Source organism: Mesobacillus sp. LC4 (assembly GCF_053543455.1).
Genome location: NZ_JBGCUB010000001.1, coordinates 618628 through 635414, shown reverse-complemented (window position 1 = coordinate 635414; position 16787 = coordinate 618628). Strand labels below are relative to the sequence as shown.

Annotated in this window: 18 protein-coding genes; 1 reads left to right on the top strand and 17 read right to left on the bottom strand. The window is 43.9% G+C overall.

The genetic code is table 11. From position 1 onward, the window contains the following. Window positions 1-215: 215 nt before the first annotated feature. Entirely contained in the window at window positions 216-389 is a 174-nt protein-coding gene (locus AB5I83_RS03255) for a YozD family protein (protein WP_144479852.1), read from the bottom strand. Between the two features lie 136 nt (window positions 390-525). On the opposite strand from AB5I83_RS03255, the gene AB5I83_RS03250 reads away from it, so the two are divergent. Next, on the top strand, window positions 526-696 hold the full coding sequence (locus tag AB5I83_RS03250; RefSeq protein ID WP_448972775.1) for a hypothetical protein: 171 nt from the start codon (window positions 526-528) through the stop codon (window positions 694-696). On the opposite strand, the gene AB5I83_RS03245 is transcribed toward AB5I83_RS03250, so the two are convergent. The 16 genes from AB5I83_RS03245 to AB5I83_RS03170 form a co-directional block, all read right to left on the bottom strand. Then, window positions 693-1391 (bottom strand): hypothetical protein, encoded by a 699-nt coding sequence (locus AB5I83_RS03245; protein ID WP_448972774.1) that lies wholly within the window; start codon window positions 1389-1391, stop codon window positions 693-695. The genes AB5I83_RS03250 and AB5I83_RS03245 overlap by 4 nt on opposite strands. Window positions 1392-1583: 192 nt before the next feature. Next, window positions 1584-1805, bottom strand: coding sequence for a YozE family protein (locus tag AB5I83_RS03240; protein ID WP_448972772.1), 222 nt, complete (start codon window positions 1803-1805; stop codon window positions 1584-1586). A gap of 190 nt (window positions 1806-1995) precedes the next feature. Continuing rightward, window positions 1996-2187, bottom strand: coding sequence for a hypothetical protein (locus AB5I83_RS03235; protein WP_167833738.1), 192 nt, complete (start codon window positions 2185-2187; stop codon window positions 1996-1998). A 131-nt stretch (window positions 2188-2318) separates the two neighbouring features. Then, complete coding sequence (locus AB5I83_RS03230; protein WP_448972770.1) at window positions 2319-2600, bottom strand: YokU family protein; 282 nt, start codon at window positions 2598-2600, stop codon at window positions 2319-2321. An 11-nt stretch (window positions 2601-2611) separates the two neighbouring features. After that, a complete protein-coding gene (gene kamA / locus AB5I83_RS03225) occupies window positions 2612-4045 on the bottom strand; it encodes a lysine 2,3-aminomutase (protein ID WP_448972768.1) in 1434 nt (477 codons plus the stop codon). 166 nt (window positions 4046-4211) lie between these two features. Beyond that, window positions 4212-5609, bottom strand: coding sequence for a sigma-54 interaction domain-containing protein (locus tag AB5I83_RS03220; RefSeq protein WP_448972766.1), 1398 nt, complete (start codon window positions 5607-5609; stop codon window positions 4212-4214). 52 nt (window positions 5610-5661) lie between these two features. Continuing rightward, a complete protein-coding gene (gene ablB, locus AB5I83_RS03215; RefSeq protein ID WP_448972764.1) occupies window positions 5662-6528 on the bottom strand; it encodes a putative beta-lysine N-acetyltransferase in 867 nt (288 codons plus the stop codon). 58 nt (window positions 6529-6586) lie between these two features. Continuing rightward, window positions 6587-8008, bottom strand: coding sequence for an aldehyde dehydrogenase family protein (locus AB5I83_RS03210; protein WP_448972762.1), 1422 nt, complete (start codon window positions 8006-8008; stop codon window positions 6587-6589). A gap of 12 nt (window positions 8009-8020) precedes the next feature. After that, window positions 8021-9349 carry a 4-aminobutyrate--2-oxoglutarate transaminase gene (gabT, locus tag AB5I83_RS03205; protein ID WP_167833727.1) on the bottom strand — a complete coding sequence of 443 codons (1329 nt, stop codon included), beginning with the start codon at window positions 9347-9349 and terminating at the stop codon, window positions 8021-8023. A 21-nt stretch (window positions 9350-9370) separates the two neighbouring features. Continuing rightward, window positions 9371-10639, bottom strand: coding sequence for a peptidase (locus AB5I83_RS03200; RefSeq protein WP_448972760.1), 1269 nt, complete (start codon window positions 10637-10639; stop codon window positions 9371-9373). A gap of 14 nt (window positions 10640-10653) precedes the next feature. Beyond that, window positions 10654-11319, bottom strand: a complete 666-nt coding sequence (locus AB5I83_RS03195) for a 3-oxoacid CoA-transferase subunit B (protein ID WP_448972759.1) — start codon at window positions 11317-11319, stop codon at window positions 10654-10656. Further along, entirely contained in the window at window positions 11304-11996 is a 693-nt protein-coding gene (locus AB5I83_RS03190) for a CoA transferase subunit A (protein ID WP_448972757.1), read from the bottom strand. The genes AB5I83_RS03195 and AB5I83_RS03190 overlap by 16 nt, the downstream gene beginning before the upstream one ends. Further along, the gene (locus tag AB5I83_RS03185) at window positions 11997-13358 is read right to left on the bottom strand and encodes an aspartate aminotransferase family protein (RefSeq protein WP_448972755.1); all 1362 of its coding nucleotides are present in this window, start codon (window positions 13356-13358) and stop codon (window positions 11997-11999) included. Between the two features lie 568 nt (window positions 13359-13926). Beyond that, entirely contained in the window at window positions 13927-14907 is a 981-nt protein-coding gene (locus AB5I83_RS03180; RefSeq protein WP_448972754.1) for a S66 family peptidase, read from the bottom strand. Window positions 14908-14972: 65 nt separating this feature from the next. Next, window positions 14973-16439, bottom strand: a complete 1467-nt coding sequence (locus AB5I83_RS03175) for an NAD(P)/FAD-dependent oxidoreductase (RefSeq protein ID WP_448972752.1) — start codon at window positions 16437-16439, stop codon at window positions 14973-14975. Window positions 16440-16622: 183 nt separating this feature from the next. After that, window positions 16623-16778, bottom strand: a complete 156-nt coding sequence (locus AB5I83_RS03170; protein ID WP_226642579.1) for a YjcZ family sporulation protein — start codon at window positions 16776-16778, stop codon at window positions 16623-16625. Between the last annotated feature and the right edge of the window lie 9 nt (window positions 16779-16787).

The window sequence follows — 16787 nt, the reverse complement described above, 5'->3', positions numbered from 1 at the left end:
TAGACGGATATATTCCAGCTAACTACTATAAATAGGACAAAATTTATCGACTTGGATTAAATAACCGGAAAAACGACTTTTATTTTCAAGAAATTAAGGGTGATTTTTAATTTAAGTGAAATTTTTCCGTTTATTTTTCAAACGCTGTTATTACAATGGTTAAATACAAAAAGACAGATTCTCATTAGAATCTGCCTTAACCGTGCATAACCTGCCTAGTCTATATCTTCTTCTTCATCGATGATACATTTTTCGATCAGATATTCAAAAGTGATATCTGCCATTTCTTCAAGTTCTTCCTCTGTGGGAACGTATCCCCTTTTTACAAGTTCATGAAAGAAAAATTCAGCAATCTCTTCTGTATCGATAATAACCTCAATCTCTTTCACAGATTCGCCCCCCTTTATTCCAAATGTATGTGAAACACGCCTGTTTCATGCCGAGCTCAACCAATTTTCTGAAAATTGTTCTATTGCTTTTGGACAAGCATAGAATGGAATAAATTCAAATCGGGAGTGAACATGTATGGAGAGACTTGGTATCCTTGCAGAAATGTTTGTTGAGGACGTGAACAAGGAAAATAGTATGGTAGTTGAATTGTTCGGCAGTATCGTGAACTTCTTATTTAAAGCAGTTTTAGTGTTGGGAATTCCTTTTCTAGCTTATGTTCTTATTGAATTTGCAGGTTTATTTTAAACATGGCTTTTGCCATCATTGTTAACGAGCGTTGACAGCTTACGAAGAATGACCCTCATGACATGCGCATATTCATCATCTTTGAACCACTTATATAAAATCCGGTAATCATTATAAATATCAAGCAGATGATCGATCGTCATCCTCTTTTGATGGATTTTCCGCAGTTCTTCTTTTTCACCTGCTCGCGGCTGTTGAGACTTCTTATCAAGATTGACCGAAGGCTTCACTTCTTTATTAGCCGAAAACAAAAGACCCAGCTTCTGGATAAACGTATCTGCACTTTCTGAATCCGCAACGAGTGTCAGTTCTTCCTCCCCTGCTTCAAGCCATTCCCCATCTTTAATCCTGGAGAGTTCATAAATTACATCCTCCCAGGCATCTTCTTTGTATCTCCAAATTTCAGTGCGGAAGCCGACAACTTTAAATAGGTCTGAGCCATACCCTTTAACCTGAACTAAGTCCCCAAAGAAATATTTGTATTCGATGTCGATTTGCTCCTTTTCAAGCAGCTTCCCATCGTATTCAGAGAGCATCTGCAAACTTGTTTCTAAATACAAGCCCTCGCTCTTATTTATCTCATATACATGAAGGCCGTCAAGCCATTTTACATCAGTCACTTTCCCCACAGTTCCATAAATAGTGATCACGACTGTATCACCGATGTTAAACTTAGGTTTCTTCCGTTTTTCCATATCCTCCATCCTCTCAACGATGAGTCGTGAATTGTGATTACAACAGTATATGCAATTTTCTGAAAATCGCTACGCCTAGAAATTGGAGGCAAGCAGCTTTTATAAAAGGGAGTCTAAGATGGATTTTTTTTCATGAACAATAACTCCTTGAAAACAAAAAAAGACTCTCGCGGTTTTACCGCAAGAGCCTTATTAACTTTCTGCTATTAAATACTCCTCCCAAGCTTCGTCAAAAACAGCCATACTTTCCGGGTATTGACCGTTCAGTTCCAGATAGGAGCTAATCTCATCATAATCCTCGGAGTTTTTCGGGAATGAGAGATCATCGTATGCGGAATTTGCAAACCTGCTGATTGCATCAATCGGTTTTGTGGTCCGGTACTTCATAAGAAAGTGGTAAAAGCTTTTATACATATGAACGCCTGCCTATAGTTAAAATTAGTTTGTCCATACTATAACGGATTTGTTAAGTGTCCGTCCACTGTAATGCAAAAAACGAAGCACCTCCCGATTTGGTGAGGTGCTCCCTTTTTGGATTAAAGAATAAATTCAGTGCTTAGATTAGGATCTAGCTCCAGCTCTTCTCAAGGCGCATGCTCTTTTCTTATTGCCATCTTGCTGATTTCGCCATCTCCAGCAATGCCCATATGATATTGAACATTAAAATAGCCACGGTGATTGGCACGGCATGCAGCCAATTCATCCCGTATTTCTCAATAATCAGCCTAACATAATATCCGCAAAAGAATAAGACAACCATTGCTGCAACCAGCATGATTGATAATGCGATGGACATTTCCTCTCCCCATTTCCTAAATAAATACTCCCCACTCTATTATAAAGAGGAGGGAGTAAATGGATAAAAAGGAAGTATGAAATTTTTGTGAACAACACGTTGCAGCTGGTAATATTTATCACACTAGGATATCAGGATGAAAAGTCAAAGTAATTCCGCTTTAACAGTCTTGGCTGGGCCATCAATTCTTCAAAGGTGACCACTTTGTCGAGTTTTTTTGTATCGATTAAAAATAATTGGTCTTCGATTTCCTTCGTGATCAATTCAGTCTGATAGGTCATATCGCAATCGAGACAATGGATGGCAGGAGTTTCATTAATTTGAATTGCTTTCGTGCCGTCTGGAAGTTCCCAAAAGACTTTGTCACTTACAGCTTTTGTGTTTTGGCTACCGCACCACTCGCATTTTCCCATCTTTCAACCTCCTATTCCTTTGTCGATGGGACTGCGCCTTGCCCATCAACTGCTTCAGCTGTCGTCTTATTCTGCTGTGCGATAAACTTCTTCTCCTTCAGCTCATCACGTTTTTCACGCTTATCCTTCAAAGAAGCATGTGCCGGGTCTTCCTCATACTTTTCCCTCCGGTCAATCCTTCCAAGTCCTTCTGGAATAAGGTTGAACTCACTGTCGTTCATGATAGCGGCGATTCCCGCGTTCGATTTTTTCTTTTCATAATCAGGGTATACTTGTTTAAAGTAGCCCTCTGCTCTCCCTGCAACATAATTTTCTGGTTCAGGGTAAGAAGTGATCACACCTTCAAAATTTCGTAACACGACTTTTTCAGGGCTTTGTGATATCAGGTAATTTGGCTGAAGAGAGATTTTACCGCCTCCGCCCGGAGCATCAACCACGAATGTAGGTACAGCGTAGCCGGATGTATGTCCTCTTAAGCCTTCAATAATCTCAAGGCCCTTTGTAACTGGAGCACGGAAATGACCGATGCCCTCTGACAGATCACATTGGTAGATATAATATGGGCGGACACGGATTTTTACGAGGTCATGCATAAGCTTTTTCATGATTGGTACACTGTCATTGATCCCTGCCAGGATGACGGATTGGTTTCCGACCGGTACACCCGCGTTGGCAAGCATTTCACAGGCGCGCTTCGAGTCTTCCGTGATTTCGATTGATGTGTTGAAATGTGTATTCAGCCAAATTGGGTGATATTTTTTAAGGATGGAACAGAGATTCTCTGTAATTCGCTGCGGGAAAACAACCGGTGCCCTTGTTCCAATCCTGATTATCTCAACATGGTCGATTTCCCTCAGGTTTTTTAATATATATTCGAGGATATTATCGTTGATGAGGAGACCATCCCCGCCTGAAATCAATACATCTCGGACTTCAGGGGTCTCCCTGATGTAATTGATTGCAGCATCAAGCTGCTTCTTGGCAACCCCCATGCCGATTTGGCCGGAAAATCTTCTCCGAGTACAATAGCGGCAATACATCGAGCATTGGTTGGTCACAAGGAAAAGCACCCTGTCAGGATATCTATGAGTTAAGCCAGGTACTGGCGAATCCTCATCTTCATGAAGCGGATCTTCAAGATCATATTTTGTTTTGTGAATTTCCTTTGAGATGGGGACTGACTGCATTCTGATCGGGCAGCGCGGATCATCCGGATTCATTAATGAAGCGTAGTAGGGTGTGATATTCAACGGAATGGTTTTCGTCGAGATCCTGACACCCTCTTCTTCTTCAGGCGTAAGATTAATAACCTTCTTTAAATCGTCCAGTGTCCTGATTGTATTTGTAAGCTGCCATAGCCAATCATTCCATTGCTCCTCCGTAACATTCTTCCAAAGCTCAATATCCTTCCAGTGTCTTGCAGGCTTATATAAAGTGTGTTTCATCCAAATTCCCCCCAGCTATTTTTATAGTTATTTATATTGCAAGTTCCGTGCCAAAAATGACGGATTATTCCGAATACACTAAAACCGACGCCAGCAAGGAGTTCATACGATAGCTGGGAAAAATAAGTCAGTATAAAAAAAAATAACCTGCTGAAATTTCGGCAGATTAGGTAGTTATATTTAATTTTTTGATTTTATATTGGAGTGTTTGCCTGGGAATATCCAGGAGGCTGGCTGCTTTTTGGATATTGCCGCCCGATGCATCAAGCGCGTCCTTGATTAACGAGATTTCCAACTCTTTAAGGTGGTCCCTTAAAATGAATGAGTTTCGTGATTTTTCATCAGAGGGACCTGGCACGATGTTTTTCAGCATCATTGGCAGGTCTTGTCCAGTCAGCATAGTGCCTTCGCATACATTCATCATGTATTCGATTGTATGTTTCAGTTCCCTTACATTGCCTGGCCATTGGTGGTTGAGAAAAATGGCCTTCACATGGTCATCCAGTCCAGAAATATGCTTCCTCAGCTGGTTGTTATATTGGCTGATGAAGATATCGGATAAATAAAGGATGTCCTCTTTCCTTTGCCTTAAAGGCGTAAGTTCGAATGTCAAGACATTCAGGCGGTAAAACAAATCCGTTCTCAGCTGGTTCTCTTCCATAGCCTGGCCAGGGTATACATTCATCGCGGAAATCACCCTGACGTTGACGGAGATGACATTAGTACTGCCGATTCTTCTGACTGCTCCATCCTCAAGGACACGAAGCAGCTTGGCCTGCAAGTCGAATGGCATTGAATTCAGCTCGTCAAGGAAGAGTGTTCCACCGTTTGCCAGCTCGAAAAGACCTGGCCTGTCCACCGCCCCCGTATAGCTTCCCTTAGAGGTGCCAAACAGGATACTTTCAAGCAGGTTTTCCGGTATAGCCGCGCAGTTTTGTGCGATGAAAGGTCCATCTGCCCTATTGGAGGAGTTATGGATGGATTGGACGAAAAGCTCCTTTCCAGTACCGCTTTCTCCATATACAAGAATCGGTGAATCAGACATTGCCAGTTTCTCAGCCTTCTTCTTGATGGTCATAAAATGCTTATTTTTTGTAAGCATGTCACTGAATGTATAACCCGCTTGCAGTTTGACTGCTTTCCCGTTGCGAGGCTTAAGCTTTTTTTGGATTTCGACCAGACGTTCAGAAAGCTGCTTAATCTGGGAGTAATCCTTTGCAATTTCCACTGCACCGATTAATTCTCCCTGAACAAAAATTGGCAGAGTTGTATTGACCGTGTCAATTTTTCGTCCATGCAAATTGACAAAGGACTGGGTTTCATTAAAGATCGGTTTCTTCGTTTCAATTACTTTCAAAAGAGTGCTGGATTGATTGTTCAGTGAAGGAAACACACTAAGAAGCGGCTTTCCAATCACTTCGCTGATTTCAAGTCCATCATGCCTTGCGGCCACCTCATTATAAAAAATGGTGATCCCAGCTGTATTCACGACGTGGATTGCCTCGTCAATGCATTTCAATATTGCGCTTAAGATTTCTTCCGTCACATTGGATACTGAATTCATCTCATCACACTCCCATATTGAGTATATGACAGAGTGCCGAAAAACTGTCTTATCACTGCCCAAAATTTGGCGTTTTTGCCAAATCTTTTACCCAAACGTTCATGTTTTCAATTTTATCATAGATATACACGTTGTTCACCAGCCTGCCGCGATACGCATAGCCCAATTGATACAGTGCGGCATTCATGCCAAAGGATAAAGCCCTGGCGATGGAGTAAGCGCAATAGATGCCATTTTCAATCAGTTCATCTTCAAGACGTGCCAGCAGCACCTTCATTAAACCGTGCTTTCTATGTTCTTTTAAGGTTGCGCAATCTGTCATTTCAGCATTTTTATAAAAAGAGTTCACATCCGCTGATGCCGCGCTGACAATCTGGCCGTCATTTACAAAGCCAAAATAAAGACTCCCTTCTTTCATCGTTTTGACAATATACTCTGGGTCATTCAATGGTGTCGGATAGATTTGAAAAACCTTGCTATACAAAACAGACAGGCCCTGAGCGTCTGTTTCGTCCATTTTTTTCAGGATGTAATCATTTGGAGGTGTGATGTTCTGCGCCGGTTCCGCTAGATGGTAAACACTCTTGATGATTCCATCTTCCTGTACCCAATGCGGTGAAGTCCTTCTTTCATCGCTATAGAACTTCGAAAAGAACACACAGTCATTGCCGAGGAAAAATCCGTCAATACCTGCCTCAAAACTGAAGCCCCGTTCAAGCAGCTGCGTAAAATGCTCTTTCCTTCCCTTGATAATTAATTTGTCTGCTTTTTCGCTCTCCACAAGCTTCTCCGCATGATCCAAAACATGTGGTAAACTGCCTAAATAATCTTCCACCCTGACCCGCTTATTCTGTTGATCCAGGTAAACAGTCAGATTATAATTCTTATCAGAAAAGCTCAAGGTTTTTCCTAAATGCATGTTCATTCCCCCAATTCCCAAAATGTATGAAAAGCCTGGCTTTGGGCCAGGCTGACGGTCAATCTAGTTTAATGGATACGAGCTTCAGTTCTGTCATCTCTTCTAAAGCATATTTAATCCCTTCTCTGCCGTTCCCGCTCAATTTGACACCTCCATATGGCATGTGATCCACTCGGAATGTCGGGATATCATTGATCATTACACCGCCAACATGAAGGATTTTTGCTGCTTTGAAAGCTTTTTGAAGATCTTTTGTATAGACTCCTGCCTGAAGGCCAAATTGGGAGTCATTGACCTGAGCGAGCGCATCATCGAATTCTATGAAAGTGTTGATATGGACAACTGGCGCGAAAACTTCCTCACAGGAAATTTTGTCAGTGAGCTGGGCATTGAGCAGCACGGTCGGCTTCAGGATTTGCTTATCGCTTTCCCCGCCATATACCAGCTCCGCTCCATTTTCCACAGCGTCCTGAACCCACGTTTTTGCCCTGGCCACATCATTAGCACTGATCATCGCAGCTAAATCTGTTTGTTCATCCAGCGGATTTCCTACCTTCAGCTTACCAGCTTCTTCAACAAATGTTGACACAAATTCATCGGCAATGCTTTCATGCACGAAAATCCTCTGAATGGATATGCAGACCTGGCCTTGATTTGAGAATGCTCCCGTAACGATTCTTGGCATAACCTTGTTAAAATCAGTTCCTTCGTCGACAATCAATGCGGAATTCGAACCTAGTTCAAGAGTTACTCTTTTGAGGCCTGCATTTTCGCGGATATGCTTTCCCACTTCAGGGCTACCTGTGAATGTGACCATTTTTACCCGATCATCTGAAATCAGTACATCGCCAACACTCTTCCCACTTCCAGTCACTACATTCAGAGCACCTGCAGGCAATCCTGCCCTATGAAAATAGGAAGCTATTTTGTATGCCGATAACGGTGTCTGGCTGGCTGGCTTAAGGACGACCGTATTACCGGCAGCAATAGCCGGGCCGACCTTATGGGCCACGAGATTCATCGGAAAGTTGAAAGGAGTGATCGCAGCGATCACACCCAGCGGTTCCCTGACTGTATAGGCGACTCTTCCCTCGCCTCCAGGTGCCGCATCCATTGGGATTGTTTCACCATGAATCCTCCTAGCCTCTTCTGAAGCAAAAGTATAGGTCATGATCGTACGGTCAACTTCTCCTCGAGCTATCTTCAAGGGTTTGGAGGATTCCTCCGCAATCAGCCGGGCACATTCCTCCCTGTCTTCCTGGATGAATTCAGCCACTCTACGCAGGATATCAGAACGCTTGTGGGCATCCATTTCCGCCATCACTCTTGCTGCTCCTGCCGCTGAATCAATTGCTTTTGTGACATCTTTCTTGCCTGCTTCGGCAACATCAGCAATTTTTTCTCCATTGAATGGATTAAAAAGCGGACGATATGTTTCCGTTTCAACGCTCTCTCCATTTATCCATAAGTTCTGTTTCATTGCATATCCCTCCTATCGCTCGCAGCATTCATTTATGACTGCTTCCAGCACATCGAATCCTTCCTCAATCTGATCATCTGTTATGACGAGAGGAGCCAAAAGCCTGATTACATTACCGTAAAGACCTGCGCTCATCAAGATCAAGCCTCGCTGATGTGCTTTAGCGAGTATTTCCCGGACCAATTGTCCGTTAGGTTGATCATTCTTATCGAAACATTCAATTGCACACATTGCTCCAATTGAACGGATATCGCCAATCTCCGGGAAGCGGTCTGTCAGCTTGCCGAACCTAGCATGAAATTTTTCACCAAACAAGTTTGCTCTATCAAGAAGATTTTGTTCTTCTATCATTTTAACGACTTTTACAGCAGCTACACAACCGAGAGGACTTCCTCCAAAGGTGCCGCCAATTTCGCCAACACCTGCAGAATCCATAATCTCGGCCCTTCCTGTGACCGCACTGATCGGAAGTCCGGCAGCTATTGATTTTGACATGGTCATCAAGTCTGGTACAACGTCGTAGTGCTCCATCGCAAACATCTTTCCCGTCCTGCCAAAACCAGTTTGAATTTCATCTGCGATAAAGAGAATTCCATATTGTTCACAGATTTTTTTCACTCCCTGGACAAACGCCTTGGACGGAATATTAAATCCACCTTCCCCTTGAATTGGTTCCATTATGACAGCCGCAATTTCGGTAGCAGGAACCTCACTAAGGAAAAAGGTCTCAAACTTTTTCAGCATATAGGCGTCCAGTTCTTCAGGTTTCATCTCTTTCTCCTGGGAATACACCGGATATGGCCATTTATAAGTTTCCGGAGCGAATGGCCCGAACTGGTATTTGTATGGTTTCACTTTACTAGTCAGTGACATGGCCATATAGGTCCTGCCATGAAATCCTCTTTCAAAAGAAATGATTCCTTTTCGTCCTGAATATTTCCTGGCGATTTTGATCGCATTTTCAACTGCTTCTGCTCCGCTGCTTAGAAAGAAGGTTTTTTTATCATGCGTGCCTGGAGTGATCTCATTCAGCAATTCCGAAAGTTCAATATATGGTTCATACATCATCACATGAAAGCAAGGGTGAAGGTAGCGGTCAATCTGTTCATGCAGTGCATCCACAACCTCAGGCGGACAGTGTCCAACATTCAGCGTTCCAATGGCCCCGGCAAAATCGATGAACGTATTTCCATCGACATCCGTCAACAATGCACCTTCCCCTTTTTCCGCAAACGACTTGATTGTGTTGAATGGTCCAAGAGGGACACTTTTTTCTTTTCGCGCTAACAATGCCTGTGCCTTCGGACCCGGTATCGCTGTGTTAATCTTTATATATCCCATTGCTTGATTCCCCCTTTTTTTCTAATCGCTGACCTCACACCACTTAAGTAATGCAAGGGCTATGATTTCAGCAGCTTCAAAAACATCTTCTAGCTTGATATACTCATTCGCCTGGTGTGCTGTTTCCGTTACTCCCGGTCCAAAGACCACTACAGGCACTCCGCCAACCTTCGAAAGAATTCCTCCGTCAGTAGCCCATGGAGACGCCTCGATTAATGGAGTCTTTTCTTTAACTTCCTTAAAGCTATCTGAAAGGACATGGATCAGTTCATGTTCGGGATCCAGGTCGCCTGGCAGCCAGCTAGCACCGAACCATTCAAGCTCAGGTGAATGATCTCTTAACCACGTATCTTCATTACAGACTTCCGCAATGGCTTCCAACATTTCATACTTTGCCTCTTCCTGTGTTTCATTTGGGGCGACCCCCATCCTGCCCTCAATGACAGCTAAATCTGGTACAGAAGATGGCCAATCTCCTGCATGGATTTTCCCTATATTGATAGGAATTGGGATTGGGATGCTCTCGAAAAACGGGTCTGTGATTCTCTCATTCCTCTGAGTCTCCAAGCTTCTCAGTCTATCTATCACCAGCATGGATTTTTCAATCGCGTTGACCCCTTCATACCTTGTCCCGCCATGCGCCCCTTTTCCTTTTACAGAGATTCTGAACCACATCGATCCCTGCTGTTTTGGAAACAGTTTCATATTGGTCGGTTCAGGGATGATGGCTGCATCCGCTTTATAACCTCTCAGGACCGTGGCAAGGGTACCGGCACCACCGCTTTCTTCTTCAATCACACTCTGAAAAATAACATCGCCCTTTAACTTTATTCCTGAATTCTTAATTGCCTCCATCGCCATGAGCAGTGAAGTTGTGCCGCCCTTCATATCTGTCGAGCCTCTGCCAAACAACTTGCCGCATTCGATATGCCCGCTGAACGGGTCTTTATCCCAATCTTTTGGGTCACCAGCGGGAACAACATCAATATGTCCATTGAGGATCATCGACTTCCCTCCGCCTGTCCCCCTCATAATCCCTATAGCATTTGGATTTCCATTGAAGTCTTTTCGGTCAGAACAAAATGCTGGGTGGACAGAAAGTGTGTTATCCCCGATTTCCCATATATCCATTTCAAGTCCAAGCTCGCGGCATTTTTCTATAATGACTGCCTGCGCTCCACTTTCATTCCCTCTTGTACTAGGTTCCTGGACTAACTTCTGTAAAAGCCGTGTCCCTCTGATCCTGCTTTCTTTAATGTAATTCCTCACCTTTTGCTCAGGAGTTTGCACGATATCAGCCCCTTTTAATATTCGATAATCCGTACCTCATCTGCGAGTGTAAATTTGCATGCGGTCTTAGAGGTAACTTCAGGTATTGTATGTGGCGCAAAAAGTTCAGACAAAATCAAACAACCATCCATTATTTTAAAAATAGCGAGGTCGGTAATCACCATGTCGACACATTCAGCTGCCGTTAAAGGCAAAGTACAGGATGGGACAATTTTAGAAACCCCATTTTTATCGGTATGATTCATCAATACGGCAACTTTCCGGGCCTTCTGTGCCAGCTCCATTGCCCCTCCCATACCTGGAACCTTCTTGCCCGGTACAATCCAGTTTGCCAGGTCCCCTTTCTGGCTAACCTGCAAGGATCCTAGAATCGTAAGATCCACTCTGCCTCTGCGAATCATTCCAAAGGCAACGGCGCTATCACAATAAGAGGAACCCGCCACGACAGTAACAGGGAAGCCGCCAGCATTGCACAGGTTTTCATCCTCAAAACTTTTTTCAGGCGACTCCCCCATCCCAATAATTCCGTTCTCAGCATGGAACATGACTCTCGTATTCTTGGGAAGGTGGTTTGGGACCAGTGAGGGAATTCCTATGCCTAGATTGACAACCATGCCCGGAGAAATTTCTTCGGCAGCTCGTCTGGCCATTCTATTTCTGACATCTACTCCCATGCCCATCTCCAATTCACCCCTCCAGAAGGAATTACCATATCTACAAATACTCCGGGTGTAACGATTTCTTCAGGATCCAGGCTGCCCAGGGGGACAATTTCCTCTGCCTCTGCAATGGTGAAATTTCCCGCCATCGCTACAAGCGGGTTCGTATTCCTGGCACTTTTATCAAAAACAAGATTTCCGTATGGGTCTGCTTTTTTGGCATAAACGATTGAAACTTCGGCAGTTAAAGCTGTTTCGATCAAATAGTCTTTGCCGTTCAAGGTCATTCTTTTTTTTCCTTTAGAAACAAACTCATGTTCAACGCCTACATCTGTCAATATGGCGCCGAGACCCATTCCTCCCGCGCGGATTCGTTCTGTAAGAGTTCCCTGTGGCGAAAACTCCACCTCCAGTTCCCCCTTAGTCATCAGTTCACCTGCAACTGGATTGGAGCCGATATGTGAGGCAACGACTTTCTTTGCCTTGCCGCGGCTGACAATTTTTCCAATTCCGATTTCAGGAAAACCCGTATCATTCCCAATCAGCACAAGGTCTTTTATTTCTTTTTCGAGAATGCCGTCTATTAGGTCAGGAGGAGATCCTACTCCGCCAAACCCGCCAAACATCAAGGTCATCCCGTCATAAAAATGCTCCATTGCTTGTTGAAGTGTGGCTATCTTTCCAAATGGATTTTCCATCTATTTCTCATCTCCATTTTCACAAGGAAATCCCAGTATTCTATATACTTCAATGAATGTTGCCTTAAGCAAAGCTATCAATTCATCAATCTCTCGCCTGGTGATCGTCAGCGGCGGAGAGATAATGACTGCGTCCCCTGACAGGCCATCCAGGCCGGCACCAGCTGGATAGAGCAGAATCCCTTTTTCTCTTCCTGTTTTTATAACTAGCTCTGTTAATTTGATGCTTCGTTCAAACGGGATTTTTGCACCTGCCAATCTCACAAATTCAAGACCGAGAAGCAAGCCCTTTCCCCGGACATCACCGATAAACTCAAACTGATTTTTCAACTTATCGAGCTTATTTTTCAGGTAAATAGACTTTGATTCGACTTCATTAAGAATTTGATTATTCTCAAGGTATTCCAAAACCGCCAGTGCAGCTGCGCATGATTGTGGATTCGCGCTAAGCGTATGGCCGCTCATAATTGATTTAGAGCCATTCTGAATGGGCTCCATCACATGATCACTGACAACCGTTGCTGCAATCGGAGCGTATCCTGCTCCCATTCCTTTTCCAAGGGCGACAATATCGGGGATGATGTTCCAGTGTTCAGATGCGAGCATCGGTCCTGTTCGGCCAAACCCTGTCATCACCTCATCCGCGATGAATAATATATTGTTTTCGTCACAAATCTTCTTAATCGTTTCGTAGTAGCCCTTTGGGGGAGTTATTGCGCCTCCAGCAGCACCGATCACCGGTTCTGCAATAAATCCTGCGATATGTTCAGAACCAATCCGCTTGATCGCTCCCTCAAGCTCCATCGCACATAAAAAGCCACACTCAGGTGCTGAGCTTTGATATGGACATCGGTAACAATATGGAGGTGAAATGGACGGAAATTCCTCAAGCAATGGAACGAACCTTGCTCTTCTCCCTGGATGACCTGACATCGAAAGGGCACCAAGCGTGATTCCATGGTAGCTGATCCATCGGGATAAAATTTTTGTTTTTGACTTGATCCCCTTCTCTTGCCAGTACTGAATCGCAATCTTCAGCGCGGTTTCTGTAGCCTCTGAACCACTATTTACGAAGAAACTCCAATTTAAATCCCCTGGCAGAGCATCGGCTAGTTTTTCCGCAAGTTTTTCGGCTGCCTCACTAGTGAATTGGGAGCGATAGACAAATGACACCTTTTTCGACTGTTCATGCATGGCCAGGATAATTTCAGGAACCCCGTGTCCAATATTTGCCGTGACAGCCCCGGATGCAGCATCTAGATATTTTTGGCCTTCTTTGTCAAAAAGAAAGACACCCTTTCCATAGTCAATCTCTGGATAGCTTTCATCCAAGGCAGGTTTTATCAAGTAGGACGGCTTCATAATTTCACTCCATTCACCGCATTAAAATTAAATGGACATTCTGTAAAGTGTATGAAATGAAAATAGGAATCTTTCGTGAAGTTCTAAAAAATTACTGGAGAGGAGGAGGGAACGGAGGGTGTTTTAGAATTAAGACGGGTTTGGGGAGCTTTGAGGTTATAGCTGTCAAGAAAACGATGGAATCTTGACTGCTTCGGGAGCCCCAGGCTAAAAGCTGTCAAGATAACGAAGGAATTGTGACAGGTTCGTAGGCTCTAGGACAAAAGCTGTCAAAATAAAGAAGGAATCGTGACAGGCTCGCGCGCATCAGGCTAAAAGCTGTCAAGATAACGAAGGAAACATGACAGCTTCGGGAGCCCCAGACTAAAAGCTGTCAAGAAAACGATGGAATCTTGACTGCTTCGGGAGCCCCAGCCTAATAGCTGTCAAGATAACGAAGGAATTGTGACAGGTTCGTAGGCTCCAGGACAAAAGTTGTCAAGAAAGTGGAGGAAGTAAGACATTTTCGGAGGCTGGACAAATTCCAGCCAGAGAAAAAGACACCTATCAAGGTGCCTTTAAATAAGAACTATTCTTTTTGTTCAATAAAGATCTCGGTTTGGCCAGCTGCTGCTTTTACAGTGGCGGTTGCTCCGATTGGCAATGTCGCAAATGGCTGGACATGGCCAAAGTTGACGTTTGCGATGATGGGTATGTTGCGCAGCTCTTCCTTACTGGAAATAATCTTCCTTAGTGCCTCTTCTGTAATATTGGAGTTTTTTTGGAAGCGGCCAATCAATAGCGCTTTAATCGAGTCAGCATCCGGCAGATGCAGCAGCGACTGCAGATCCCTGTCGAAGCTCCTTGAATGGCTTTCTTCGTCATCCTCGATGAACAGGATGCTATCTTTCAGTGAAGGCAAAAACTCTGTTCCCTGAAGCAGGTTCATTGTACAAAGGTTTCCGCCGATCAGTTTTCCCTCGGCTTCTCCTTCCTGGAGGATTAGATAGCCGTTTTGTTCATGGAATGTCCGATTTTCCTGGTCAAGATACCAGGCATCGTCGGACCATGTTGCAGATGGAACGACTTCGTAAGGAGCATCATTCGTGACTGCCTGCAAAAACGATTCCATCGTATATTCAAGTCCATGCTTCACGCCGAAGCTAGAAAAATGTGGACCGGAGTAGGTTACGAGACCAGTTTTTTGATAGATCGCCAGCTGAAGCGCGGTAATGTCACTGTATCCACATAGAATTTTAGGATTAGCAGCAATCAGGTTGAAGTCTATATACTTTAGCAGCTGATTGGAATTATATCCGCCTATTGCCGTTAAGATTCCTTTTACATTTGGATCGGCAAAAGCATTATGCAAATCCTCGATCCTCTCGGCAATCGAAGAACTGAAAAAGTCATCATGCGCTTCCGCATTCTTCCCAAATGTCACATTGAAACCCAGATTGGTCAACCTTTCAACAGACAAATCCACCTGGGCCCCTTTTAATATGATCATGCTGGTCGCAGGCGCAATTACTCTTATTTCATCCCCTGGCACTAATTTAGGTGCAAACATTATCTCCCCGCCTCTTCTAGATATATCTATTATTTTATCAGAGAAAAGAGAGTGTGTAAGTATCTTTAAACGAATGCAGGCTCAGCTTTTCGGCCAGCCTTTGACTTTTTGATGATGTCGGTGGCAATCCAGACACCGCATGCGCTTGCCTGTGCCAGACCTCTTGTGATGCCGGCTCCGTCCCCTCCGACATATAGACCGCCAATTTCGGTTTCAAATTTATCATTCAACTTCGGTCTTGCAGAATAGAATTTTGCCTCGACTCCATAGAACAAAGTATGTTCTGAAGCAAGCCCTGGAGTGACCTGGTTAAGTGCTTCTGTCATCTCGATCAAGCTCTTCAGTGTGTTATATGGAAGGACAAGTCCGAGATCCCCTGGAACAGCTTCCTTTAAAGTCGGCTCTAAAAATCCTTCTTTGATCCTCTTTTCCGTTGACCTGCGCCCCTTTAAAATATCACCGTATTTCTGGACAATCAGGCCGCCGTTGGAAAGGCTGTTTGCCAGTCTGGAAATCTCATGTGCATATTCATTCGGCTTATCGAATGGCTCAGAAAAAGTATGCGATACAAGCAAGGCAAAGTTGGTATTGCTGCTTCCAAGTTTAGGATCTTTGTAAGCATGGCCATTTGCAAGCATGATTCCAGAATGATTTTCGACAACGACATGTCCAGAAGGATTGCTGCAGAACGTTCTTACACTTGTTCCTACGGATGTATTGAAGATAAATTTCCCTTCATATAAATGCTCATTTATTTCCTCCATAACAACATTGGACGTTTCCACACGGACGCCAATGTCGACCTGGTTGTTAATCATCTTAAGCCTTCTTTTTTTCAAAAGCTGTGTCAGCCATTTGGAGCCGTCACGGCCAGGGGCAACGACCACTTTTTCAGCAAGGATTTTCTCGCCGTTTCTAAGCTCAACACCTTTGACTATATGGCCATCAGCAGTTTTCTCGGTAATCAAATCCTCGATCTCCGTCTTGAACGCCATATCAACTTTATCTTTTAAGTATTCAAAAATGTTTTTTAAAATCTCAAGATTCTGTTCAGTCCCAAGATGACGCACCTGTGCTCGTAACAGCTTCAATCCTGCCGCATAGCCTCTTCTTTCAATTTCCCTGACCTTATCTGTCATCGGGTCGGTGATGCTTTCTGTAGCTCCATGCTTAAGGTTAATTTCATCTACGTATCTAATAAGCTCGACGACTTTTGAATCAGGAAGGTAATCCGTCATCCATCCGCCGAATTCACTTGTTATATTGAACTTTCCATCTGAATAGGCACCGGCACCGCCAAACCCATTCGTAATCGAACACGCTGGAAGGCAACCGGCAAAATCCTTCTTCCCGGCTGGCGGCGGGCATTTCTCAATTTTCTTCTGTAAAATCGGGCAGTTCCTCCGGTAAATATCATGGCCTTTATCAACCAGCAAAACCTTTGCCTCAGGCATCTTCAACGATAATTCATAACATGTAAAAATACCTGCCGGACCTGCTCCAACGACAATCACATCATAGTTTGTATTCATTCTGCATCCCCCGCCAATCAGTTTTTTGCTTAACCATTGGTAAATATAACAAACAAAGGCGAAGGAGTCAACAATAATCACGAACTATATTTGGGATATACTAAAATAATGTTCGTGTTTTATCAGGACAATATAAGAGACTGCCTGGCAGGCAGCCTCTTATTTTATCTCAGTACATTGTTATTACCAGTTATAGCTGCAGCATGCACCAATGATGATCAACAAGATGAACAATACAACGATTAAAGCGAAACCGCCGTATCCATAACCAGCACCGCCTACTCCTGCATAAGGATAACCTCCGCCGCAGAAAGTTCCATAAGTTGGTGCTGTTGCCATTGGTGAAGT

Excerpts from the sequence above, each read along its gene's own strand:
- AB5I83_RS03195 (WP_448972759.1), bottom strand. The coding sequence starts at position 11,319 with ATGGGCATGGGAGTAGATGTCAGAAATAGAATGGCCAGACGAGCTGCC.
- AB5I83_RS03175 (WP_448972752.1), bottom strand. The coding sequence starts at position 16,439 with ATGAATACAAACTATGATGTGATTGTCGTTGGAGCAGGTCCGGCAGGT.
- ablB (WP_448972764.1), bottom strand. The coding sequence starts at position 6,528 with ATGCATTTAGGAAAAACCTTGAGCTTTTCTGATAAGAATTATAATCTG.
- AB5I83_RS03190 (WP_448972757.1), bottom strand. The coding sequence starts at position 11,996 with ATGGAAAATCCATTTGGAAAGATAGCCACACTTCAACAAGCAATGGAG.
- AB5I83_RS03185 (WP_448972755.1), bottom strand. The coding sequence starts at position 13,358 with ATGAAGCCGTCCTACTTGATAAAACCTGCCTTGGATGAAAGCTATCCA.
- kamA (WP_448972768.1), bottom strand. The coding sequence starts at position 4,045 with ATGAAACACACTTTATATAAGCCTGCAAGACACTGGAAGGATATTGAG.
- AB5I83_RS03230 (WP_448972770.1), bottom strand. The coding sequence starts at position 2,600 with ATGGGAAAATGCGAGTGGTGCGGTAGCCAAAACACAAAAGCTGTAAGT.
- AB5I83_RS03220 (WP_448972766.1), bottom strand. The coding sequence starts at position 5,609 with ATGAATTCAGTATCCAATGTGACGGAAGAAATCTTAAGCGCAATATTG.
- AB5I83_RS03170 (WP_226642579.1), bottom strand. The coding sequence starts at position 16,778 with ATGGCAACAGCACCAACTTATGGAACTTTCTGCGGCGGAGGTTATCCT.
- AB5I83_RS03180 (WP_448972754.1), bottom strand. The coding sequence starts at position 14,907 with ATGTTTGCACCTAAATTAGTGCCAGGGGATGAAATAAGAGTAATTGCG.
- AB5I83_RS03245 (WP_448972774.1), bottom strand. The coding sequence starts at position 1,391 with ATGGAAAAACGGAAGAAACCTAAGTTTAACATCGGTGATACAGTCGTG.
- AB5I83_RS03240 (WP_448972772.1), bottom strand. The coding sequence starts at position 1,805 with ATGTATAAAAGCTTTTACCACTTTCTTATGAAGTACCGGACCACAAAA.
- AB5I83_RS03210 (WP_448972762.1), bottom strand. The coding sequence starts at position 8,008 with ATGAAACAGAACTTATGGATAAATGGAGAGAGCGTTGAAACGGAAACA.
- AB5I83_RS03235 (WP_167833738.1), bottom strand. The coding sequence starts at position 2,187 with ATGTCCATCGCATTATCAATCATGCTGGTTGCAGCAATGGTTGTCTTA.
- AB5I83_RS03250 (WP_448972775.1), top strand. The coding sequence starts at position 526 with ATGGAGAGACTTGGTATCCTTGCAGAAATGTTTGTTGAGGACGTGAAC.
- gabT (WP_167833727.1), bottom strand. The coding sequence starts at position 9,349 with ATGGGATATATAAAGATTAACACAGCGATACCGGGTCCGAAGGCACAG.